The sequence below is a fragment of the Pseudoclavibacter sp. RFBB5 genome (assembly GCF_002931555.1).
In the GTDB taxonomy this organism is placed as follows: domain Bacteria; phylum Actinomycetota; class Actinomycetes; order Actinomycetales; family Microbacteriaceae; genus Pseudoclavibacter.
In genome coordinates this window covers 71,614-93,184 of the sequence record NZ_PSTZ01000004.1, presented here as the reverse complement: position 1 = coordinate 93,184, position 21,571 = coordinate 71,614, and the positions used below count along the sequence as shown (strand labels likewise).

The window sequence follows — 21,571 nt, the reverse complement described above, 5'->3', positions numbered from 1 at the left end:
GGATGGAGGTGGGGGTGGAAGTGGAGGTGGGGGTGGAGGTGTGGATGTGGCGCGGGCGGCGGGGTGGCAGCGACGAAGGCGGGAATGCGGGGGCGCGCTAGTACAGGAAGATCGGCAGCCAGGCGGGATGGTGGGCGTGGACGATGACGAGGAACACGACGAGATCGAAGAGCAGGTGCACGCAGATGACGTACGTGAGCGACTTGGTCTTCGTGAAGATCCAGCCCTGGATGAGCGCGAACGGCAGGGTGAGCAGCGGCCCCCACGACTGGTAGCCGAGCTCCCAGAGGAAGGAGACGAAGACGATCGACTGCAGCACGTTGGCGACCCAGAACGGGAAGTGGCGCAGGAGCAGCGTGAACACCGTGCAGATGAAGAACAGCTCGTCCCAGATGCCGACGAAGCCGACGCCGACGAAGAGGCGCCCGATCTCGGACGCGGTCGTGACGGCTGGCCAGTTCTGGTAGACGCCTGAGGTGATGAAGTAGAACGGCAGGATGAGCCAGCCGAGGACCAGGACGAGGCCGAGCCAGAGCTTCTCGAGCCTTGACCAGGGGGTGCCGCGGCGCAGCGGGAACCGGACGGCGTGATCCTTGTAGATCCACCTCGAGATGGCGTACGGCACGGCCACGGCGAGCGAGAGCACTGTGCCCATCACGAAGATGTTGCCCCACGAGATGTCGGCTTTCATCGAGTGGAGGCTGATGATGCCCATGCCGATTCCGATGAGCAGCAGGTCGCGGCCGAGGCCACGATCTGCGACGAACCCGAGGGCGATTCCGGCGGCGAGCGGCAGGTAGCCGAGGTTGTTCTCGAACGCGAAGAGGACGGTCGCGCTGCACACGACCAGAAGTGCGGCGAACAGGTGCAGGAGCTTGAGCCCCTCGGATGCACGTTTCGGGGTGCCGGTGACGGGCGGGTTCTGCGCTCGTTCGCTCATCCGCTCATCTTGTCAGGCCGAGTTGGGCGGATGTTTAGTGCTTTCGCCGCCCCTGATGTAACGCTCCGGTAACTATCACGCCTGGTGCTCCGATCCGCGCAGGCATGGGCGAGACGCTGGGTCGAGACCTGGCAAACGGGCCGAGTTTGGCGGAAAATCAACCCTCTCAGGCGTTACCCGGGGAAGGCACCTTGCTAGCGTTGACTCTCGGAGTAATCGCCGCCACACCGGTTCGGCGCCGCGATTCCCCGCGAAAGACCAACCCGGTGCGCTTTATCCGCTGCCTCTGTGAGGCAATCTCGATCGGCAGCGCGCGCCCGGGGCGATGACCGCGCCCAATCGACATTCTGGCGCAGTCCGTGCCCGGTACCCGCCGCCTCAGCGACCGCCTCGTCATGCGAGGCAGCGTCGCGAACCGCTGCGATCTTTCGCGTCCGATCCATCTACCGCAGGGAGAACGCGTGAACGACACAGCTGTGTCTGTGAAGGGCCTCACGAAGGTCTTCGGGCGCAAGCCCAAGGAAGCCGCGAAGCGACTGAGCTCCGGAACGCCGAGATCAGAACTCGGCGCCGGGGTCACCGCGGCAGTCATCGACGCCACCTTCGACGTCAAGCAGGGCGAGATCTTCGTCGTCATGGGCCTCTCCGGCTCGGGCAAGTCCACCCTCATCCGCACGCTCAACGGCCTGCTCGAACCGACCGCCGGCAGCATCGTCATCCACGGCACCGACCTCGCGACGGCCGACGCCGCCGAGGTGCGCAGCGTGCGCCAGAACCACGTCTCCATGGTGTTCCAGCACTTCGCGCTCTTCCCGCACCGCACCGTGCTCGAGAACGCCGCCTTCGGTCTCGAGGTGCAGGGCGTGCCGCGCGCAGAGCGCCTCGAACGCGCCCGCAAGGTCCTCGACCGCGTGAGCCTCGGCCAGTGGGCCGACTCGCTGCCGTCCGAGCTGTCCGGAGGCATGCAGCAGCGCGTCGGCATCGCCCGCGCGCTCACGGCCGAGACCGACATCCTGCTCATGGACGAGGCGTTCAGCGCACTCGACCCGCTCATCCGTCGCGAGATGCAGGAAGAGCTCGTCGAGCTGCAGGCAGAGCTCGGCAAGACCATCATCTTCATCACGCACGACCTCAACGAGGCGATGTTCCTCGGCGACCGGATCGCCGTGATGCGCGACGGTGCGATCGTGCAGATCGGGACGCCGGAAGACATCCTCACGGACCCGGCAAACGACTACGTCGCGCAGTTCGTGCAGGATGTGGACCGGGCGCGTGTGCTCACCGCTGGCAGCGTCATGGAGCCCGCCCGCGCCGTCGTCCCGCAGAGCGCCGGCCCCCGTGGTGCGCTCCGCGTCATGCGCGACACGCAGACCGGCGGGGCGTTCATCACGTCCACCGGCCGCAAGCTCGAGGGCGCCGTCATCGACCGCCACGTCATGCGCCTCGTGAAGGACGGCCAGCCCGACCTCGTGAGCGCCATCAAGCGCGACATCGCCATGGTCTCCCCCGAGACGCCGCTCTCGGACCTGTTCGAGCTGTCGGTCGACTCGACGCTGCCGATCGCGGTCGTCGACGAGAACCAGCGACTCCTGGGCGTCGTGCCTCGCGTCACGATCCTCGCCTCGCTCGCGAACGTTCCAAGCACGACGGGCCTGCTCCCGATCATCGACCCCGTCTCGAGCGTCAGCCCGGCGGATATCGCAGAGACGCTCGAAGGGAGCCACGCATGATCGCCGCCACCGCGCTCACGACCCTGCCCGCCACGTTCCGACTGCCCCTCGGTGAGGGCGCAGAGGCAGTCGTCGACTGGCTGACGACTGCCCTCGACGGCTTCTTCGCCGTGATCCGCACCATCTTCCAGGGCATGTACGAGGGCGTCTACTGGGTGCTGGAGACCCCGCCGTTCTGGGCGATCCTCATCGTCGTCGCAGCGATCGCGTTCTTCGCCAAGGGCTGGAAGCTCGCAGTCGGGAGCCTCGTCGGCTTCCTCATCATCGTGGGCGTCGACCAGTGGGAGAACGCCATGACGACGCTTGCGCTCGTGCTGGTCGCGAGCCTCCTGGCGATCCTCTTCAGCATCCCGCTCGGCATCTGGGCCGCGAAGTCCGACGCAGCATCGAACGCCATCAAGCCGGTCCTCGACTTCATGCAGACCATGCCGGCGTTCGTGTACCTGATCCCGGCCCTCATCCTGTTCCGCGTCGGCGTCGTGCCCGGCATCGTGGCGACCATCATCTTCGCCATGGCTCCCGGCGTGCGCATGACGGAGCTGGGCATCCGCGGGGTCGACAAGGAAGTGGTCGAGGCAGGGCGCGCGTTCGGCGCGACCCCCGGCCGCATCCTGCGTCAGATCCAGCTGCCCCTCGCGATGCCCTCCATCATGGCCGGCGTCAACCAGATCATCATGCTCGCGCTCTCGATGGTCGTCATCGCCGGCATGGTCGGCGCGGGCGGACTCGGTGCGCAGGTCGTGCAGAGCCTCAACCGCATCGACGTCGCGCTCGGATTCGAGGCGGGCATCGCGGTCGTGATCCTCGCCATGTTCCTCGACCGAGTGACGGCCGCCTTCGCCGGGCAGAAGCGGCGCGTGCCGTCGTTCCTCCGCTCGAAGCGCACCCAGCAGCATGAGGCCGCGGGCGACGGTGAAGCCGTTGCGACGCACTCCATGCCGACCAGGGCCCCGATCACCACCTCCGCCTGACCCGACCCACGACTTCCATTCCCCAAACCAGAAACGAAAGGACGCACATGCGTACCAAGAAACGAATCATCACCGGGATCGCAGCGGCATCCGCTGCGGCACTCGCCCTCACCGGATGCGCAGGCGACACCGCCGCCGAGACGCTCGAGAACGGCGACCAGGCAGACGTCACGATCGCCGTGTTCAACGGCTGGGACGAGGGCATCGCCGCTTCCGAGCTGTGGAAGGCGATCCTCTCGGAGAAGGGCTACGACGTGGAGCTCGAGTACGCGGACCCAGCGCCCGTGTTCTCCGGCCTCTCCACGGGCGACTACGACGTGACGCTCGACACGTGGCTCCCCATCACGCACTCCGACTACGTCGAGGAGTACGGCGACGACATCGTCGACCTCGGCGCATGGAACGACGAGGCGTCGCTGACCATCGCGGTCAACGAGGACTCCCCCATCACCTCGCTCGACGAGCTCGCCGGTGCCGCCGACCAGTTCGGCAACACCATCATCGGCATCGAGCCGGGCGCAGGCCTCACGCGCGTCACGCAGGACGACGTCATCCCCGGCTACGGCCTCGAGGGAATGAACTACCAGACCTCGTCCACCGCTGCCATGCTCACCGAGCTCCAGACGGCGACGAACAACGGCGAGAACATCGTCGTCACGCTGTGGCGTCCGCACTGGGCCTACGACGCGTTCCCCGTGCGCGACCTCGAGGACCCGCAGGGCCTCCTGGGCGACTCCGAGGGCATCCACTCGTACAGCAAGGCCGACTTCCAGGAGACGCACCCGACGGTCGCCGGCTGGCTGCAGAACTTCAAGATGGACTCCGAGCAGCTGTACTCGCTCGAGAACCTGATGTTCAACGAGAACGACACGGACGACTACGCGCCGATCGTCGAGCAGTGGATCTCCGAGAACCAGGAGTACGTGGACTCGCTCACCGCGTAGGTTCCACGCTGCACACGGGAAGCGGGCTGCTCTTCGAGCAGCCCGCTTCCTGCGTTCGTTCAGATGGTGTCAGCGGTCACGCGCTGCCCCTGGCGGCTCCGGATGCGCTCAGGCAGCTCGACCATGCGCTCGAAGGTCTCGGCGCCGGCATCCTCGAGCCAGGCGCGCGGCGTGAGCCCGCCGGCGAAGCCGTAGGCGTGCATCCCGGCGGCCACCGCCGCCTGCACGCCGTACCTGCTGTCCTCGACGACGACGCACTTCGCCGGGTCGACGCCCATGCGATCGGCGGCATGCAGGAACAGGTCGGGCGCCGGTTTGCCGTGCTGGACCTCGGTCGCGCTGAAGATGCGCCCTTCGAAGCGCGGGTGGAGGCCCGTGTGCCCGAGCGTCTTGCTGAGCTTCGCGTGGTCGCCGCTGGAGGCGACGCAGGTCGTGAGCCCGAGCTCGTCCTGGATGACGCCGAGTGCGTCCGGCAGGCCGCTCACGGCCGTCAGCTCGGTGTCGAATGCCCGGAAAAGCGTCTCCCGCTGCAGCTCGAACCATCCCTCCGGCACGGGCCGGCCAAGGCCCTCCTGCAGCTTCCTCTCGAAGGTCGCCTGCGAGGTGCCGAGGAACCTGGAGACGTGCTCGTCCTGCGTGAGCTCCCAGCCGAGTTCCGCGAGCATCTCCCGCTCGATACGGACAGCGAGCACCTCACTGTCGACGAGCACGCCGTCGCAGTCGAAGATGACGAGTTCGACCGCGCTCATGCACCGACCGCTGGCAGGGTGCGCGTCGCGATGAGCTGCTGGTACCAGCGACCCGAGTCCTTCCAGGTGCGCTCGAGCGTGTCGTAGTCGACGCGCAGGATGCCGAAGCGCATGTTGTAGCCGAAGGCCCACTCGAAGTTGTCGAAGAGCGACCAGGCGAAGTAGCCGCGCACGTCAGCGCCGGCGTCGATGGCGTCCCCGATCGCCGCGATGTGGTCGCGGTAGTAGGCGACGCGCTCCGGGTCGTGCACGAGGCCGTCCTCGCCGACGACGTCGGGGAACGCTGCGCCGTTCTCGGTGACCATGAGCGCCTGGCCGGGGTATCGCTCGGTGAGCGAGACGAGCAGCTCGGTGAGCCCATCCGGGAAGATGCTCCACCCCATGGACGTGTAGGGCGCGCCCTGGTCGACGAAGTCGATGTCGGTCACTCCGACCCAAGGGCTCGCCGCGGACTCGCCGTGGCCGTCGTTGCGCGAGCGCTCCCCCACGCCCAGGTACTTCTTGACGCGGAACGTCGTGTAGTAGTTGACGCCCAGCACGTCGATGCGCTGGTGGATGAGCTGCGTGTCGCCGGGGAGCACAAACGACCAGTCGGTGACGTGGCGTGTGTCGTGGATGAGGTCGTCGTCGTAGTGGCCGGAGAGCATGGGGCCGAGGAAGACCCGGTTGGCGAGGGCGTCGATCTGCCGGACCGCGTCGAGGTCGTCCGCCGATTCGGGGTCGTCCGGGCGGATGACGTGGAAGTTGAGCGTCACGGAGACGACTGCGTCCTCGCCGACGGTCTGACGGATGGCGCGGGTCGCGAGGCCGTGCGCGAGATTCAGGTGGTGGCAGGCTGCGAGTGCCGCTGCTGGCTCGGTGCGGCCCGGGGCGTGGACGCCGGACGCGTACCCGAGGTAGGCCGTGCAGAACGGCTCGTTGAGGGTCGACCACGTGTGCACGCGGTCGCCGAACTCGGCGGCCATGCGCGCCGCGTACTCCGCGAACGCGTACGACGTGTTCCGGTTCGCCCAGCCGCCCTCGTCCTCGAGCTCCTGCGGCAGGTCCCAGTGGTAGAGCGTGGCGACGGGCTTCACACCGGCCGCCACGAGTGCGTCGAGAAGGTCCGAGTAGAAGCGGATGCCCTCCTCGTTGAACTCGCCGGAGCCGCCCGGCTGCACCCGCGACCAGGAGATCGAGAAGCGGTACGCATCCAGACCCATCTCCCTGATGATCTCGACGTCGTCGCGCCACCGGTGGAAGTGGTCGATGGCGACGTCGCCCGTGTCGCCGCCCTCCACCTTGCCCGGCGTGTGCGAGAACGTGTCCCAGATGGACGGGGTCCTCCCGCCCTCCGCCGCGCCGCCCTCGATCTGGTACGAGGCGGTGGCAGACCCCCAGACGAAGTCGTCAGAGAAGGTTCGAGGGGAAGAGGCCGTGGTTGGTTCTGGCACGATGCTCCTTGGCTGGGTGGATGGCGCGTCGTCGCGCACGCCCACTCTAGCGAGCCTCGTCAGCGGGCCCCCGCGCATCCGCAGGCACACGAAAAATGCACCCTCGTCCGAAGACGAAGGTGCATTTCCCGTGTGCCTGCGACGGTGAGCTAGCTGTCGTAGCGCTTCTTGTACGGGCGGTCACCCGAGTCGCGCGACGGGCCGCGGTCTGGCGTCAGCTCGATGAGCTTGCCCGAGATGCGCGTGCCGGTGAGCTTGTCGAGCACGTCGTTCGACAGGTCGGCTGGCAGCTCGACGAGCGAGAAGCCCGGGCGGATGTCGATCGCGCCGAAGTCGTCGCGGCTCAGTCCACCCTCGTTGGCGAGCGCGCCGACGATCTGGCGGGGCTCCACCTTGTGGCGCTTCCCGACCGCGAGGCGGTACATGGCCATGGGCTTGCCGCTCGAGCGCGAGCGACGCGGTGCGCGCTCTCCGCCACCACGGCTGTCGCCGCGCGAACCGCCACGGCTGTCGCCGCCGCCTTCGCGCTCGCGACGCTCCTTGCGCTCAGCCTGCTCGCGCTGGTTGCGCTCGAAGCGCTCCTTGCGCTCAGCCTCTGCGTCGAGCAGCAGCGGTGTCTCGCCCTGGGCGACGATCGCGAGCGCTGCTGCGACGTCGGATTCCGGCACGTTGTGGTTGCGCACGTAGTGGTCGATGATGTCGCGGAACTTCTCGACACGGTCGCTCTGCGTGAGCGCCTCGCTGATGGCGTCGTCGAAGCGCGTGAGGCGCGTCGTGTTGACGTCGTCGACGCTGGGGAGCTGCATCTGCGTGAGCTCCTGCTTCGTGGCCTTCTCGATCTGGCCGAGCAGGTAGCGCTCACGAGGCGTGATGAAGCTGATCGCGTCACCGGTGCGCCCCGCGCGGCCTGTGCGGCCGATGCGGTGCACGTACGACTCGGTGTCGGTCGGGATGTCGAAGTTCACGACGTGGCTGATGCGCTCCACGTCGAGGCCGCGAGCGGCGACGTCGGTGGCGACGAGGATGTCGAGCTTGCCCGACTTCAGCTGGTTGACCGTGCGCTCGCGCTGCACCTGGGCGACGTCGCCGTTGATGGCGGCCGCCGAGTATCCGCGTGCGCGGAGCTTCTCGGCAAGGCCTTCGGTCTCGTTCTTCGTGCGGACGAAGATGATCATGCCCTCGAAGTTCTCGACCTCGAGGATGCGCGTGAGCGCGTCGACCTTCTGCGCATACGACACGATGAGGTAGCGCTGCGTGATCGTCGACGAGGTCGTGGTCTTCGTCTTGACCGTGATCTCGGCGGGCTCGTTGAGGTACTTCTTCGAGATGCGACGGATCTGCGACGGCATGGTCGCGGAGAAGAGCGCGACCTGCTTGGTGTCCGGGGTGTCGGCGAGGATCGTCTCGACATCCTCAGCGAAGCCCATCTTGAGCATCTCGTCAGCCTCGTCGAGCACGAGGAACTTGAGTTCGCTCAGGTCGAGCGTGCCCTTGGAGAGGTGGTCCATGATGCGGCCGGGTGTTCCGACGACGATGTGCACGCCGCGTCGGAGCGCGGAGAGCTGGACACCGTAGCCCTGGCCGCCGTAGATGGGGAGGACGTGCACGCCGCGCATGCGCGCCGCGTACTTCTCGAACGCCTCGCACACCTGGAGGGCGAGCTCGCGGGTCGGGGCGAGCACAAGCGCCTGCGGCGTCTTCTGGTCGACATCGAGCTGGGCGAGGATGGGAAGGGCGAACGCGGCGGTCTTGCCGGTTCCTGTCTGGGCGAGGCCGACGACGTCGCGGCCTTCGAGGAGGGTGGGGATCGTCGCGGCCTGGATGGCGGACGGGGTCTCGTAACCGACGTCGCTGAGGACCTTGAGGACGGGCCCGTCAAGACCGAGATCGGCGAATGTAGGCGCGGCCTGGGCCTCTTCGGAGGGAGCCTCGGCCTCGGTCTGAACGGAAGAATTGCTAGAAGTCACGCTTTAGACTAGTCGTTTCTGTAGGGTTTTGGGCGGTTTCAACTCTGAGTATCGCATCAAGCACTGAACGAAGCAGGTCGGGGCGATCTGCGTCCCGCCCCCAGCGGACAAGCGCGTGGGCGTTGAGGCCGTCGATCATGCCCAGGATCTGCCACGCGACTGCGTCAGGCTCGCGGACGCGGAACTCCCCTGTCGCGCTGCCAGCGACGAGGATGCGAGTGATGGCGTCGTGCCACCTGTCCATCTCGGCACGCACGCCCTCGGCGAGCGTCTCGTTGCGGCGCCCGATCGACCATCCGTCGACCCAGACGTGGGTGACGGCGTCGCGGCTGCCGTCGAGGAGCGTCGCGACCAGCAGGTCGAGCCTAGCGGAGGCGGAGCCCACGGGCGCGAGCTCGACCTCGAGCTCGTCGAGCTCCCCGCCGACGATGGCCCGGAACGTCGAGGTGACGAGCTCGTCCATGTTGGGCTCGTAGTGCGCCACGAGCGCAGGCGCGACGCCGATGCGGCTGGCGACAGCCCGCATGGTGACCCCGGCGAGCCCCTCTTCGAGCGCGAGGGCGGTCGCGGCGGCGGTGATGTCGGCGCGGCGCTCGGCGGCTGGCTTCCTGGTGGCTCTTGACACGATGTCTCGAGTCTACGTACTCTTCGAGCACTTGTTGATCAGTTGATCAACAAGTGTCGCACCGAAACCTGGAGGACCCGGACATGGCCTGGAAGATGCCCGCCGAGACGGCGCCGCACGATCGCACGTGGATGGCCTTCCCCCGCGAGGGAATCACGCTCGGCGACACCGACGGGCAGCGCGAGGCCGGGTACGCCGCCTGGACCGCGGTCGCCCACGCCGTCGCGCGCTTCGAACCCGTGACGATGGTCGTCGACCCGAGCGAGCTCTCTCGCGCGCGCCGCATGCTCGGCGAGGAGATCGAGATCCTCGAAGCACCACTCGACGAGTTCTGGATGCGCGACATCGGCCCCACGTTCGTCACCGACGACGAACGGCCGGGCGTGCTCGGCGCCGTCGACTGGATCTTCAACGGCTGGGGTGCGCCTGCCTGGGCCGAGTGGCAGAAGTCAGCTGGCATCGGCCGCATCGTGGCGGAAGCGAGCGGCGCGGAGCTCGTGAGCTCGCTCCTCGTGAACGAGGGCGGCGGCATCCACGTCGACGGCGCAGGCACGGTCCTCGCGACGGAAACGGTGCAGCTCGACCCACGCCGGAATCCGCTCGCCGACAAGACACGCGTCGAGGCCGAGTTCGCCCGGACGCTCGGCGCGACGCGCACGATCTGGCTGCCGCGCGGCCTCACGCGCGACTACGACGAGTTCGGCACGAACGGCCACGTCGACATCGTCGCGACGCTCACCGCTCCCGGCACCCTGCTGCTGCACGAGCAACAGGACCCCGAGCATCCAGACCACGCCGTGGTCGCCGAGTTGCGCGAGCATCTCGCGGGTCAGCGCGACGCTGCCGGCCGCGAGCTCGAGATCGTCGGCATCCCCGCCCCGAGCACCCTGCGCGACGAAGACGGCTTCGTCGACTGGAGCTACGTCAACCACCTCGTCACGAACGACGGCGTCGTCGCCTGCGGCTTCGACGACGAGGCGGCGGATGCACGGGCGCGCGAGGTACTCGAGTCCGTCTACCCGGGGCGCACGGTCGTCTCGGTCGACGCCCGCGAGCTGTTCGCGCGCGGCGGCGGCATCCACTGCATCACGCAGCAGCAGCCGAGCCTCAGCGTCCCGAGCACCGACGGGGGCCCGCGATGAGCTTCGACGTCGTCGAGGCGGGCATCGCGCAGCTGCGCGCCGCTCTGGAGCGCGGCGAGGTCACGAGCGGAGAGCTCGTCGAGGCGTACCTCGCCCGCATCGCGGCCTACGACGCGGCGGGTCCCACGCTCAACTCCGTCATCGTCAGCAACCCAGCGGCGCTGGATGAGGCTCGAGCGTCGGATGCACGTCGCGCGGCCGGCGAGCTGCTCGGCCCCCTCGACGGCATCCCCTACACGGCGAAGGACAGCTACCTCGTCGAGGGCCTGACCGCGGCATCCGGCAGCCCCGCGTTCGCGGACCTCGTCGCGCAACGGGACGCGTTCACGATCGAGCGCCTCCGGGGCGGCGGCGCGATCTGCCTCGGCCTCACGAACATGCCGCCGATGGCCAACGGAGGCATGCAGCGCGGCGAGTACGGCCGAGCCGAGAGCCCGTACAACGGTCAGTTCCTGACGAGCGCATTCGGGTCGGGCTCGTCGAACGGATCCGGCACGGCGACGGCGGCCAGCTTCGCGGCCTTCGGTCTCGGAGAGGAGACCTGGTCGAGCGGACGGGCGCCCGCGTCGAACAACGCCCTGTGCGCCTACACTCCCTCGCGCGGCATCATCTCGGTGCGCGGCAACTGGCCGCTGGTCCCGACCATGGACGTCGTCGTGCCCCACACGAGATCGATGGCCGATCTCCTCGAGGTGCTCGACGTCGTCGTCGCCGACGACCACGAGACCCGCGGAGACTTCTGGCGAGCACAGCCCTGGGTGCGCATCCCCCGCACCTCCGAGGTGCGACCCGCCTCGTACGCGGCGCTGCTGCCCTCCAACCAGGCGGATGCTCGCGCGACGCTCGCCGGCACCCGCATCGGGGTTCCCCGCATGTACATCAACGCGGATCCAGACGCTGGCACGGCCGACGAGCCGGGCATCGGAGGACCGACAGGGCAGAAGATCGATACGCGTCGATCCATCGTCGAACTCTGGGAGGCCGCGCGCGCCGACCTCGAGGCCGCGGGGGCGACCGTCGTGGAGGTCGACTTCCCCATCGTGTCCAACTACGAGGGCGACCGACCCGGGGCCCCGAAGATCTCCACGCGCGGCCTCGTCTCCCCCGAGTACCTGAAGCGCGAGATCGTGGACCTCTCGGCATGGGGTTGGGACGACTTCCTCGCCGCCAACGGCGACCCGAAGCTGAGCTCGCTCACCCAGGTCGACGGCGAGCGCATCTTCCCGCACCCCGACGGCGCCCTTCCCGACCGTTACACGGGCTTCGACGACGACATCGCGACGTACCCCGAGCACGTGCGCGAGCATCCGGTCGCCTCGTTCACCGACATCCCGGAGCTTGCCGCCGGCGTTCGCGGTCTGGAGGAGACCCGGCGCATCGACCTCGAGGAGTGGCTGCTCGCGCAGCGCCTCGATGCCGTCGCCTTCCCGGCGGTGGCCGATGTGGGGCCGGCCGACATGGACGTCGACGAGGCCTCAGCGGACCTCGGCTGGCGCAACGGCGTGTGGGTCGCGAACGGCAACCTCGCGATCCGCCATCTCGGCATCCCGACCGTGACCGTGCCCATGGGCACGATGGCCGACATCGGGATGCCGGTCGGCCTCACCTTCGCTGGCCGCGCCTACGACGACACCGCGCTGCTCCGGCTCGCCGCGGCCTTCGAGGCGACGGGCGAGCGCCGCACGGAGCCTCCGCGCACGCCCCGCCTCTGAGATCGCACCGACCGCGCCGGGCCCCGGAACCTCTACTTCTGCGGCTTGACGATCGCGAGGGCGCCGGTCTCGGCGAACTCCCGCTCGACGTCAGTATCCGTCGCGCTTCCCGGCTTGTGCGTCAGCAGGCTGACGACGACCGCGACGACGAGGTTGAGGATGAAGCCCGGGATGATCTCGTACAGGTCGGTGCCGAGCGCTGACCAGATGAAGACCGTCGCGGCACCGGCGACCATGCCCGCCAGCGCACCCCAGTTGGTGAGCTTCTTCCAGTAGAGGCTGAGCAGGATGATCGGGCCGAACGCGGCGCCGAAGCCAGCCCAGGCGAAGCCCACGAGCGCGAGGATCGAGTCGGACGGGTTGATGGCGAGCAGACCCGCGACGAGGGCGACACCGAGGACGGCTCCGCGACCTGCGAGCACCAGCGTCTTCGCGCTTGGCTTCTTCTTGGCGACCACCATGAAGAGGTCTTCGACGAGCGCAGAAGAGCAGACGATGAGCTGGCTCGAGATGGTGCTCATGATCGCTGCGAGCACCGCGGCGAGGATGAACCCGCTGACCAGCGGGTGGAAGAGGACCTGCGCCATGAGGAGGACGACCGTCTCGGGGTCTGCGACATCGACGCCGTTCTCCTGCACGTAGGCGACTGCTACGAGCCCGGCTGTGACTGCGCCGAGGAGCGAGAGGAACATCCACGAGATGCCGATGCGACGACCGGCGGTCGCTGAATGCGAATCGCGCAGCGCCATGAAGCGCACGATGATGTGCGGCTGCCCGACGTAGCCGAGACCCCAGCCGAGGGCCGAGATGATTCCGATGATGACGGGCCAGCTCAGCTCTTCGGGGATGAGGCCCGTGTGGTCGACGCCAGAGGCGACGATGGCCTCGCTGACACCGCCGAAGCCGCCGAGCGAGATGATCGCGACCACTGGGATGGCGATGAGAGCCAACAGCATCATCATGCCCTGGACGACGTCAGTGAACGTCGCGCCGAGGAAGCCGCCGAAGAGGGTGTAGGCGAGAGTGACACCGGCCACGAGCAGCATGCCCGTCAGGTAGTCGCCGCTGAAGCTGCTCTCGAAGAACACGCCGCCTGCGACCATGCCAGAGGAGATGTAGAACGTGAAGAAGACCAGGATCACGATGCCGCTGGCGATGCGAAGCGCGCGCGACTTGTCGTGCAGGCGGTTCTCGAAGAAGCTCGGGACGGTGATCGAGTTGCTGGCGACCTCCGTGTAGGCGCGCAGGCGTGGAGCCACGAAACGCCAGTTGAGGTAGGCGCCGATGAGCAGGCCGATACCGATCCAGGCTTCGAAGAGACCGGAGACGAAGATGGCACCGGGGAGACCCATCATGAGCCATCCGGACATGTCCGAGGCGCCAGCGCTCAATGCTGCTGTCCCAGGGCTCAGACTCCGCCCGCCCAGCATGTAGTCCTCCTGGTCCTTGGTCTGTCGGAAGGCGTAGAGCCCAATGCCCACCATGGCCGCGAAGTAGATCGCGAGCGCGATGAGCTGGAAGGTCAGGTCGGACATCGGCGGTGACTCCTTCTGGAAGCGACGTGCCTCCCCGTATGGATGCACGACCTTCTCAGGGTTGCTGTCGAGAACGTGAACGACTAGCGAAGATACGCGAAAACGGCCCGTCGACGAAGTCGAGTGCAGCGATCCGGCCACTAGTCTGGCTGCGGGGGAGGCGCCGCAGCGGCGCCCGATTTGGGGGAATCGCCATGCCGCGAGGGCGGATCATTGCTGTGCTCGGACCAGACGGATCAGGGAAGTCGACGGTCATCTCTGGCCTCGTCGCGCACGAGCCTGGCGTGCGCAGCGCGCACCTGGGCCTGTGGACCCGCACGAGATGGAACGTGCTCGAGCGCGTCCCAGGGGGCGGCCTCGCGCTCCGCCTCGGCCGACTCATCCGGGGCGCCGCCGCCGCCCGATGGCACCGGTACCGCGGTCGCACGGTTGTGCTCGACCGTGTTGCGAACGAGCACGTCATCCTGGGTTCCGACGACCCGTCGCTCGGCGGCCGACTGCTCCGGGGCGCGAGCTCGCGCCTCATGCCGACCCTCGACCGAGTGCTCATCCTGGACGCGCCGAGCGGTGTGCTCTGGAGCCGTGCAGGTGAGTTCGGGCCGGACCAGCTCGAGCGTCAGCGCCAGCGGTACCTCGCCTTCGCGAGGCGCTGCGAACGTGCGACGGTGCTGGACGCCACGCGCTCACCGCACGCCGTGGCGACCGACGTGCGAGAGCTGGTTCGCACCACGTGACGGTCGACCCGCATGAGCCGCTCCTCCACGCGTGGCGCCGCAACGACTGGCGGTTCCTGACCGGCGTGCTCGAGCCCGCCCACCTCGGCTACGTCGGTGATCTCTCCCCCGAGGCGCTCGCCGCGCTTCGTCTGCTGCAGCCGGATGTCCGCGCGGTCGGCGGGATGGGGAACGCCGACGATGGCGCCTTCGACCTCGTCTTCAGCGTCTCCTCGTCTCCGATGGACATCGCGAGGGGCGTCGCCGCGCTCTCGGACGGGGGCGCCCTGTGCATCGAAGTCGGCGGGACTCCGCTCCAGAGCCCCGCGACGGCTCCGCTCCGTCGCGCGCTGCGACGGGCCAGACGCATTCCCGGAGCGTTCGCCGTCGCCCATTGGAGCGCCCCAGACCTCAGCCGCACAGCCCGTTTCGTGCCGATGCACGACGCCCCGGCGCTCGACGCGACGCTGGCACGGCACGACGGATCGCCGAAGCGGCGCCTGCTGTCGCTCGGCGCGCGCCTCGGCGCCAGGATGCACGCGCACTGGCTGTTCGCGCGTCAGGGCTACGTCGTGGTGCGCCGGTCGCGCGCGCCGCATCCGATCTTCGGCGACGCGCATCCCGTCATCATCACGCCGCGCTTCGACACCTCGAGGCATGTGGTAGCGCTGCACGAGGGCGCCGTGGGTGCCGGCTCGTGGGTCGCGAAGATCCCCCGTCAGCCTGGGGACGATTCAGGCATCCAGCGTGAGGGCCACATGCTGATGGCGCTCCGGAGTGCCGCGCCCGAGCTCGCGAGCTCCATTGCGCGTGTTGAGCGCTTCGCGACGATCGGCTCGACCAGCTACCTGCTTCGCGAGGCGCTCGACGGGACCGCCCTCGACCCGGGGGCGGTCGAACGCGATCACGATCTGGCCGTGACGGTCGGGATGCGGTTCATCGAGGCGATGCCGCGCACGCGAGCGGCAGCCGAGAACCCCGGCTGGTACGACGAGCTCGTCGAGACCCCGCTCGGCCGACTCGCCGCGCTCAGCGGCCGCGCGTCTCTCACCCGCCTCGTCGAGCGCACCCACGATGCACTCGCCGGCGTGCGCGTGCGCCCCATGCCCGCCGTCTTCGAGCACGGCGACCTCGGTCACCCCAACGTGCTCGTCTCCGAAGCTGGCGGGCTGCGAGTCCTCGACTGGGAGCGGGCGCGCCAGCACGGCCTGCCAGGGCACGACCTCGTCTTCTACCTGCAGTACTGCGCGGAGTCCGCGCGGAGCGCGTTCGCCCGGGATGCGCAGCGGTCGGCGTTCGATCAGCTGTGGGAGCCCGGGGGCCACGGCAGGCGTCTGCTGAAGCAGCATCTCGAGCGGCACGGACTGCACTTCGACGAGGCGTTCGTGCTGCTCGCCTGGGCGCGCACGGCCGCCACGCTCGCGGATCGCCTCGAGGCGCACGGTGAGGTGGGAGGCGCTGCCGACCGGATCATCTCCGCCGACCGAGACGTGATGCTGTGGGAGCATGCGCTCGACTGGCTCGCCGGCCACGAGCGCTTGCACTGAGTTCGGGAATCAACGACTCGCGGTGCCGAGGAGGGCCAGGTACTCCCCCGCCGCGTCCTCCCACGACCGCATGGGCGCGCTCGCCCCGACCCGCTGCTGGGACCACGGCACCGCCCTGACGGCCCTCAGCAGGTCGATGGTGCGTCTGCCGATGGGCTCCGCCTCCGGCACCACCGTGAGGAGCTCGTGCTTCGGCTGCTCTCGGGCCGCGATCGGCGTCGCGACCACCGGAGTGCCCGCCGCGAGCGCCTCGGAGACCGAGTTTCGGATCCCCAGTCCGGAGACGTCCGCGAAGACCGCGATGTCGCTCGCCGCGTAGACCTCGGACATGGACGGCACGTTGGCCAGCACCTCGACTCGGTCGGAGGCGAGCGCGAGGACCTCGTCCACCGGATTGCGGCCCGCGATGAGGATGCGCGCCGAGGGCTCCTCAGCCCACACGACTGGGGCGATCTCGCGCACGAGCCTGGTCGCCGATTCGATGTTCGGGGCGTAGTCGAGGCTGCCCGTGAAGCTCAGCGTGGGGCGCTCCGGCCGCCCGACTCGCCGTTGTCCAGGGCCGGGGCCACCCGAGACACCGTTGGGGACCGCCTCGACGTCGCGGTCGAGCTCGGCTCGCCAGCGTTCGGCGTCGGCCCGGCCGACCGTTGCCAGCGCGATGTGTCGTGGCAGGTCCCGCTCGCGCGCGAGGCGCGCTCTGGCCAGCGACCGCCGGTAGAGCGCGCGGGGCCCCGAGGCGGCGACGGCTTCCATCTCCAGCCGGAACGACCACGGGTCGACGCTCTGGTAGGCGCAGGGCCCCACGACCGCATCCAGCAGCGACAGGAGGTGCGGCCCGTGCACGAGGGTCGCATCAGCGGTGCGGGAGAGCTCTCGCACGACACGTCGTGCGTTCGCCGTCATTCGCCTGGCGGCGCCGACGGATTCTCGAGCGACGAGTGAGAGCATCTGCGCGTCTCGAAGGCCCCGCTGCGGGAGCTCGTGAACGCGATCCGCCCTCGCCCGCAATGTCTCGTCGACCGCATTCGAACCCGCGAAGCTGACGATCTCCAGGCTCACGTGCGCGGGCATCGCGAGGGCAACGTGGTAGGGAATCAGGCTGCTGCCGTCACCGGTCCTGGCATCGATCGTGGGCGTCGACTCGACGACGTAGAGCATCCTCATCCGGGTGATGATAGCGCGGGAAGTGAACCGCCCCACTAGACTGTGGCTCGCGGCGGGGGGCCGTGTTTCACGAGAGTCGGGGCGGGATGACACACGCGACGCGTTCCGCCGCGCCAGGTATCTGGTGCGGTGAATTCGATCTGTTCAACAACGAGGGGCTGCGGGGCCCGAGGCATGCGAGCTCGCGGCATCACCGCACACGAGTGCTTGTGCGAGCGCACGGCAGGCCGCTCGGCTACCTGCATTTCGATGCCGCCCCAGACACCGTCTCTTCCCGTGAGATCCGGGTTCGCTCAGTGGACTCCTTCGGCGAGACGGTGAACGCGGATGCGCCGGAACCGCTCGTCGATGCGCCGTTCGCGAGCGTCATCGTCTGCACGCGAGACCACACGGAGCTGCTGACCAGCTGCCTCGACCGCATCCAGGCGCTGGACTACCCGGACTTCGAGGTGCTGGTCGTCGACAACGCACCCTCGACCGAGGAGACTCGCGAGCTCTTGACCGCGATCTGCGCCCTGGATTCCCGGTTCCGGTACCTTCGCCAGGAGCGACCGGGGCTCTCTGCGGCGCGCAATGCCGGCCTTGCGGCGGCGCGCGGCGAGATCTTGGCGTACACCGACGACGACGTCCTCGTCGACTCCGGTTGGCTGACCGAGATCGCCCGCACGTTCCGGAGCGAGCCGGGCATCGGCTGCGTGACCGGTCTGGTCGCGACCGCTGCCATCGAGACGAACGCCGAAGGCTACTTCGATGCGCGCTCGCCGTCGTGGTCAGGGCGCATGACCTCCGAGCGCTACGACCTCAGGGGGCGCGACGACGGGTCACCCCTCTACCCGTATTCGGCCGGCATCTTCGGCACCGGCGCCAACCTCGCGCTCGCACGCGAGGCCGTCGATCGCGTCGGCGAGTTCGACGAGGCGCTCGGCGCAGGCACGACGACGAAGGGTGGGGAGGACCTCGACATCTTCGTGCGCGTCCTGCGCGCCGGCTTCGCGATCGCCTACGAACCCGCCGCGCTCGTCTGGCACCAGCATCGTGCCGACGACGACGCGCTCCGAAGCCAGCTGCACGGCTACGGCACGGGGCTCACCGCATTCCTGACGAAGTACCTGGCGAACCCGGCGACGTCGCTCGACATCGTGAGCCGTCTCTTCGCCGGGGTCGCGCGAATGGCGAGTATCCGCACCGCCACCGAGCAGCGGATGCTCGACCGCGTCGAGGCGCCGGCCGGAGCGTGGCGGGAGGAGGTGCGCGGGTACCTGGCTGGCCCCGCGCTCTACGCCAAAGCGAGGTGGGCCAGCCGGACACGGCAGGCGGGGCTCCGCCGATCGTGACGAGTGCGCTGCTGCTCCGCCGAGCCAAGCGCTCGGCCCCGATGCGGTCAGTGCTCGCGTGCATCGCCGTCGGCACCGCGCTCGTCTACCTGGCGGGTCTCCTGCTCGGCCTCGACCAAGTGCGTGTCGGGGCGGGCCTGGCGTTCCTCTTCATCGGACTCGGGGCTGGGTTCTGGGCCCACGGTGCCCGCTTCTCGGCGCAATCCCGCGTGACGTTGACGATCGTGACGGGCCCGACGGTGCTCGTGCTCGGGTCGATGCTCATGATGAGCACCACGCTCTGGGTGCCCACCCCCGCGGCTGCGGCACTCGCCGTCGCGGCAGCCGTGAGTGGAGCTGTCGCGTGGTTCCGAGCGCGGCGCGACCTGGCCAGGCACACATCGTGGAGCGCTCGTCGCGCCGCTGGTCAGCCTGCCGCCGACGCGCCCGGCGCCGTCCCGATCGTGCTGATGGTCACCGCGATCCTCGGCATGGCCCTCTGCATCGGCACAGTTGTCGCCGCTGGCCCGGTGGAACCGCAGTTCGGTGGCTTCCTCCGCGTGCTCGGGCTCCCGTGGGCAGTTGGTTTCCTCGCCGTGCTCCTGAGCCTCGTCTGCTCCCGCCGGGCCACCGAGCTCAGCTCCGCGGTCTCGGCGATCTCGCTGCTGGTCGTCGTCATGCTGACCACCGCGCTCCTCTACGAGGGCCCGCGCTCACCGTCGACCGTGAAGCATGTGGACCTCGTCAACCAGATCCTCACCTCGCACACGACGGACTCCTCCGTCAGCGTGTACAACGGGTGGCCCGGCTTCTTCAGCTCGATCGCCTGGGTCGCCGAGGCGAGTGGCCTGGAGGACGTCGTCGCCTTCGCCCGGTTCTGGCCGCTCATCATCGGCCTCATCCGCGTCGTCGTCCTGCGCGAGTTCCTCGGGCGCATCGTGCGGGACCCACGCGCAGCCTGGATCGCCGTCGGGTTCTGCGTGCTCGTCGACACCATCGGCGCCGACTACTTCTCGCCGCAGTCACTCGGCTACTGCTTCGCGTTCGCGATCGTCGCTGCCGTCATGTCATCGGCGTCAGCACGCGCGAAGGTCGCGATGATCCTGCCCGTCTCGTGTGCGCTCGCCATGACGCATCAGCTGAGCCCGTACATCGTGGGCCTCATGGTCGCCGTGCTCGTGGCGTTCCGGGTCGTGAAACCGTGGTGGTTGCCCGCGCTGGTGCTGGTTCCAGCGATCGCCTGGACCCTGCTGCACTCGGGTGCGGTCAGCGCGTTCCTGAACTTCAGCGAGTTCGGCCGCGCCGGCAACTTCCTGCCGCCCCGCACCGTCGAGTCGATTCCGCTCGTGCGCATCCCCGAAGTCTCGTGGTCGGTCTACGGCTTGGTCGGCGGCATCCTGCTGCTGGTCGCGGCGGCTGGCTGGGTCATTCTCGAGCGGATGCTCGACGCGGTCCTGAGGCGCGGCCGGCAACGCGAGGACCGCCCACCGCTCTCGCTCGGACTGGCTGCGACGGCGACCACTGCCACGGGGCTCATCATCCTCGTCCTGACGCCGTACGGACAGGAGGGCATCTTCCGAGCGGCCCTCTTCGGCATCCCATGGCTGGCGGGGCTGGGTGTCGCCGCGTTCAGCGTCAGCTCCGGGTGGCCGAGGCGTTCGACGCTGGTCGCCTTCACCCTGGCGCTGTCGATGTGCTGGCTGCCCTCGTACTCGGCACTGGACCGCATTCACTACGTGCATCCGAGTGACATCGAGGCCATCAATCTCGTGACCCGCGACTCGAACGGAGGCGTTGACGGGCCGATCACCTTGCTGCTCGGCGACGGGGACCTCCCCACATCACCGCGAACGAACGACGAGAACGTCGACTTCATCGAGCGTCTCGAGCTGGGGCTCCCAGTGCAGCAGATTGCTCCTGGCGAATCGATGGACGCTCAGGTGGCCGAGCTCACACGATCGCTCGATGGCTACGTCGGCCCCTTCGAGGCCGACGTGCCGGTCTACGCGCTCTGGTCTCCAGCGCAGAGCGGCTTCGGCGAAGCCTACGCACTGCAGACGGAATCGCAGTTCGCAGAACTGCGAGATGCATTCAGCCGAGCCGGGTACTGGAAACCGGTCTTCGAGAAGTCGGGAACTGTCGTCTTTCAGCTAGATGTCGGCGCATATCAGGCCTGGAGCGCCAGCAGCGCCGTCTGACAGCAACATTCTTTGGCCCGGGCCAATGCGCCTGTTAGGGTCAGTCACGGCGACGCTCGGGGGGAACTGAGCGTCACCATCTACAAGTTTGGGGGAACTTGATGGAACGTACGTCTGCGCCCACGGTGACGATCGTCATCCCGGCGAAAAACGAGGCTTCGAATCTCGAGGTGATGCTGCCGCAGCTTCCTCACGGCCACGAGGTCATCGTCGTCGACGCGAACTCGAGCGACGGGACCGCGGACGTGGTTCGCCGCCTTCGCCCGGACGCGACGCTCATCGCTCAGACCCGCAGGGGCAAGGGCAACGCGCTCTCCTGCGGCTTCAGCGCGGCGACGGGCGACATCATCGTCATGTTCGACGCGGATGGCTCGGCCGACCCGGTCGAGATTCCGTCGTTCGTCGACGCGCTCGTCGGCGGTGCCGACTTCGCGAAGGGGACGCGTTTCCTGCCAGGAGGTGGCAGCGAGGACATCACCCCGCTGCGCCGTGCGGGGAACGCCGGGCTGAACCTGACGGCGAACCTCGCCTTCGGCACGAAGTTCTCCGACCTCTGCTACGGCTACAACGCGTTCTGGCGCGACATGCTGCCGGTGTTGGAGCTCCCGGAACCCGGTACCTCGCAGCCGGGCCTCATGCTCTGGGGTGACGGCTTCGAGATCGAGACGATCATCAACTGTCGGATGGCGGCGGCGGACGCGCGCATCCGTGAGGTGCCAAGTGTCGAGAAGCGTCGCATCCACGGGGAGAGCCACCTGCGCACGTGGGCGGATGGCACACGCGTGCTGCGGACTCTCGCGACCGAGCGCACCCGCGCTCGTGCGGTGAAGCGTCGCGCGCTCGAGCTGACACCCGTCTAAGCTCAGCCCTGTTCACGCTGCACGCCTG

Annotated in this window: 17 protein-coding genes; 10 read left to right on the top strand and 7 right to left on the bottom strand. The window is 68.6% G+C overall.

The window, feature by feature from the left end; translation table 11 throughout:
• Positions 1 to 97: 97 nt before the first annotated feature.
• A complete protein-coding gene (locus C5B97_RS05070) occupies positions 98 to 940 on the bottom strand; it encodes a CPBP family intramembrane glutamic endopeptidase (protein WP_104311056.1) in 843 nt (280 codons plus the stop codon).
• A gap of 461 nt (positions 941 to 1,401) precedes the next feature.
• Here C5B97_RS05070 and C5B97_RS05065 point away from each other — a divergent pair, with 461 nt between their 5' ends.
• From C5B97_RS05065 to C5B97_RS05055, 3 genes are read left to right on the top strand one after another with little or no spacing between them, the layout of a single operon-like run.
• A complete protein-coding gene (locus C5B97_RS05065; RefSeq protein ID WP_179556197.1) occupies positions 1,402 to 2,670 on the top strand; it encodes a glycine betaine/L-proline ABC transporter ATP-binding protein in 1,269 nt (422 codons plus the stop codon).
• Positions 2,667 to 3,641: a proline/glycine betaine ABC transporter permease gene (locus C5B97_RS05060; protein WP_104311055.1), complete on the top strand. Its 975-nt coding sequence runs from the start codon at positions 2,667 to 2,669 to the stop codon at positions 3,639 to 3,641. Before C5B97_RS05065 ends, C5B97_RS05060 begins: the two co-directional genes overlap by 4 nt.
• Before the next feature lie 47 nt (positions 3,642 to 3,688).
• Positions 3,689 to 4,585 carry a glycine betaine ABC transporter substrate-binding protein gene (locus C5B97_RS05055; protein ID WP_104311054.1) on the top strand — a complete coding sequence of 299 codons (897 nt, stop codon included), beginning with the start codon at positions 3,689 to 3,691 and terminating at the stop codon, positions 4,583 to 4,585.
• Between the two features lie 59 nt (positions 4,586 to 4,644).
• Here C5B97_RS05055 and C5B97_RS05050 read toward each other — a convergent pair whose 3' ends face one another.
• From C5B97_RS05050 to C5B97_RS05035, 4 genes are all read right to left on the bottom strand, one after another.
• On the bottom strand, positions 4,645 to 5,334 hold the full coding sequence (locus tag C5B97_RS05050; protein ID WP_104311053.1) for an HAD family phosphatase: 690 nt from the start codon (positions 5,332 to 5,334) through the stop codon (positions 4,645 to 4,647).
• Entirely contained in the window at positions 5,331 to 6,767 is a 1,437-nt protein-coding gene (locus C5B97_RS05045) for a GH1 family beta-glucosidase (protein ID WP_258067975.1), read from the bottom strand. The genes C5B97_RS05050 and C5B97_RS05045 overlap by 4 nt, the downstream gene beginning before the upstream one ends.
• A 149-nt stretch (positions 6,768 to 6,916) precedes the next feature.
• On the bottom strand, positions 6,917 to 8,734 hold the full coding sequence (locus C5B97_RS05040) for a DEAD/DEAH box helicase (RefSeq protein WP_104311051.1): 1,818 nt from the start codon (positions 8,732 to 8,734) through the stop codon (positions 6,917 to 6,919).
• Positions 8,724 to 9,359 carry a TetR/AcrR family transcriptional regulator gene (locus C5B97_RS05035; protein WP_104311050.1) on the bottom strand — a complete coding sequence of 212 codons (636 nt, stop codon included), beginning with the start codon at positions 9,357 to 9,359 and terminating at the stop codon, positions 8,724 to 8,726. The genes C5B97_RS05040 and C5B97_RS05035 overlap by 11 nt, the downstream gene beginning before the upstream one ends.
• An 83-nt stretch (positions 9,360 to 9,442) precedes the next feature.
• On the opposite strand from C5B97_RS05035, the gene C5B97_RS05030 reads away from it, so the two are divergent.
• Both C5B97_RS05030 and C5B97_RS05025 read left to right on the top strand, forming a co-directional pair.
• Positions 9,443 to 10,501, top strand: coding sequence for an agmatine/peptidylarginine deiminase (locus C5B97_RS05030; RefSeq protein WP_104311049.1), 1,059 nt, complete (start codon positions 9,443 to 9,445; stop codon positions 10,499 to 10,501).
• Positions 10,498 to 12,213 (top strand): amidase, encoded by a 1,716-nt coding sequence (locus C5B97_RS05025; RefSeq protein ID WP_104311048.1) that lies wholly within the window; start codon positions 10,498 to 10,500, stop codon positions 12,211 to 12,213. The genes C5B97_RS05030 and C5B97_RS05025 overlap by 4 nt, the downstream gene beginning before the upstream one ends.
• 32 nt (positions 12,214 to 12,245) lie before the next feature.
• Here C5B97_RS05025 and putP read toward each other — a convergent pair whose 3' ends face one another.
• Positions 12,246 to 13,748, bottom strand: coding sequence for a sodium/proline symporter PutP (gene putP, locus C5B97_RS05020; protein ID WP_104311047.1), 1,503 nt, complete (start codon positions 13,746 to 13,748; stop codon positions 12,246 to 12,248).
• A 218-nt stretch (positions 13,749 to 13,966) separates the two neighbouring features.
• Here putP and C5B97_RS05015 point away from each other — a divergent pair, with 218 nt between their 5' ends.
• A complete protein-coding gene (locus C5B97_RS05015) occupies positions 13,967 to 14,482 on the top strand; it encodes a hypothetical protein (protein ID WP_146080727.1) in 516 nt (171 codons plus the stop codon).
• Positions 14,479 to 16,008, top strand: coding sequence for an aminoglycoside phosphotransferase family protein (locus tag C5B97_RS05010; protein ID WP_104311045.1), 1,530 nt, complete (start codon positions 14,479 to 14,481; stop codon positions 16,006 to 16,008). The genes C5B97_RS05015 and C5B97_RS05010 overlap by 4 nt, the downstream gene beginning before the upstream one ends.
• Positions 16,009 to 16,017: 9 nt before the next feature.
• On the opposite strand, the gene C5B97_RS05005 is transcribed toward C5B97_RS05010, so the two are convergent.
• Positions 16,018 to 17,172, bottom strand: coding sequence for a glycosyltransferase (locus tag C5B97_RS05005; RefSeq protein WP_104311044.1), 1,155 nt, complete (start codon positions 17,170 to 17,172; stop codon positions 16,018 to 16,020).
• Between the two features lie 86 nt (positions 17,173 to 17,258).
• Here C5B97_RS05005 and C5B97_RS05000 point away from each other — a divergent pair, with 86 nt between their 5' ends.
• The 3 genes from C5B97_RS05000 to C5B97_RS04990 all read left to right on the top strand — a co-directional run bounded on the left by C5B97_RS05000 (position 17,259) and on the right by C5B97_RS04990 (position 21,543).
• On the top strand, positions 17,259 to 18,506 hold the full coding sequence (locus C5B97_RS05000) for a glycosyltransferase family 2 protein (RefSeq protein WP_104311043.1): 1,248 nt from the start codon (positions 17,259 to 17,261) through the stop codon (positions 18,504 to 18,506).
• The gene (locus tag C5B97_RS04995; RefSeq protein ID WP_146080726.1) at positions 18,503 to 20,683 is read left to right on the top strand and encodes a hypothetical protein; all 2,181 of its coding nucleotides are present in this window, start codon (positions 18,503 to 18,505) and stop codon (positions 20,681 to 20,683) included. Before C5B97_RS05000 ends, C5B97_RS04995 begins: the two co-directional genes overlap by 4 nt.
• A 101-nt stretch (positions 20,684 to 20,784) precedes the next feature.
• Complete coding sequence (locus tag C5B97_RS04990; protein WP_104311041.1) at positions 20,785 to 21,543, top strand: glycosyltransferase family 2 protein; 759 nt, start codon at positions 20,785 to 20,787, stop codon at positions 21,541 to 21,543.
• Positions 21,544 to 21,571 lie beyond the last annotated feature (28 nt).

Coding starts and splice junctions, on each gene's coding strand:
- putP (WP_104311047.1), bottom strand. CDS start 13,748: ATGTCCGACCTGACCTTCCAGCTCATCGCGCTCGCGATCTACTTCGCG.
- C5B97_RS05025 (WP_104311048.1), top strand. CDS start 10,498: ATGAGCTTCGACGTCGTCGAGGCGGGCATCGCGCAGCTGCGCGCCGCT.
- C5B97_RS05030 (WP_104311049.1), top strand. CDS start 9,443: ATGGCCTGGAAGATGCCCGCCGAGACGGCGCCGCACGATCGCACGTGG.
- C5B97_RS05070 (WP_104311056.1), bottom strand. CDS start 940: ATGAGCGAACGAGCGCAGAACCCGCCCGTCACCGGCACCCCGAAACGT.
- C5B97_RS04990 (WP_104311041.1), top strand. CDS start 20,785: ATGGAACGTACGTCTGCGCCCACGGTGACGATCGTCATCCCGGCGAAA.
- C5B97_RS05050 (WP_104311053.1), bottom strand. CDS start 5,334: ATGAGCGCGGTCGAACTCGTCATCTTCGACTGCGACGGCGTGCTCGTC.
- C5B97_RS05055 (WP_104311054.1), top strand. CDS start 3,689: ATGCGTACCAAGAAACGAATCATCACCGGGATCGCAGCGGCATCCGCT.
- C5B97_RS05060 (WP_104311055.1), top strand. CDS start 2,667: ATGATCGCCGCCACCGCGCTCACGACCCTGCCCGCCACGTTCCGACTG.
- C5B97_RS05000 (WP_104311043.1), top strand. CDS start 17,259: ATGACACACGCGACGCGTTCCGCCGCGCCAGGTATCTGGTGCGGTGAA.
- C5B97_RS05005 (WP_104311044.1), bottom strand. CDS start 17,172: ATGAGGATGCTCTACGTCGTCGAGTCGACGCCCACGATCGATGCCAGG.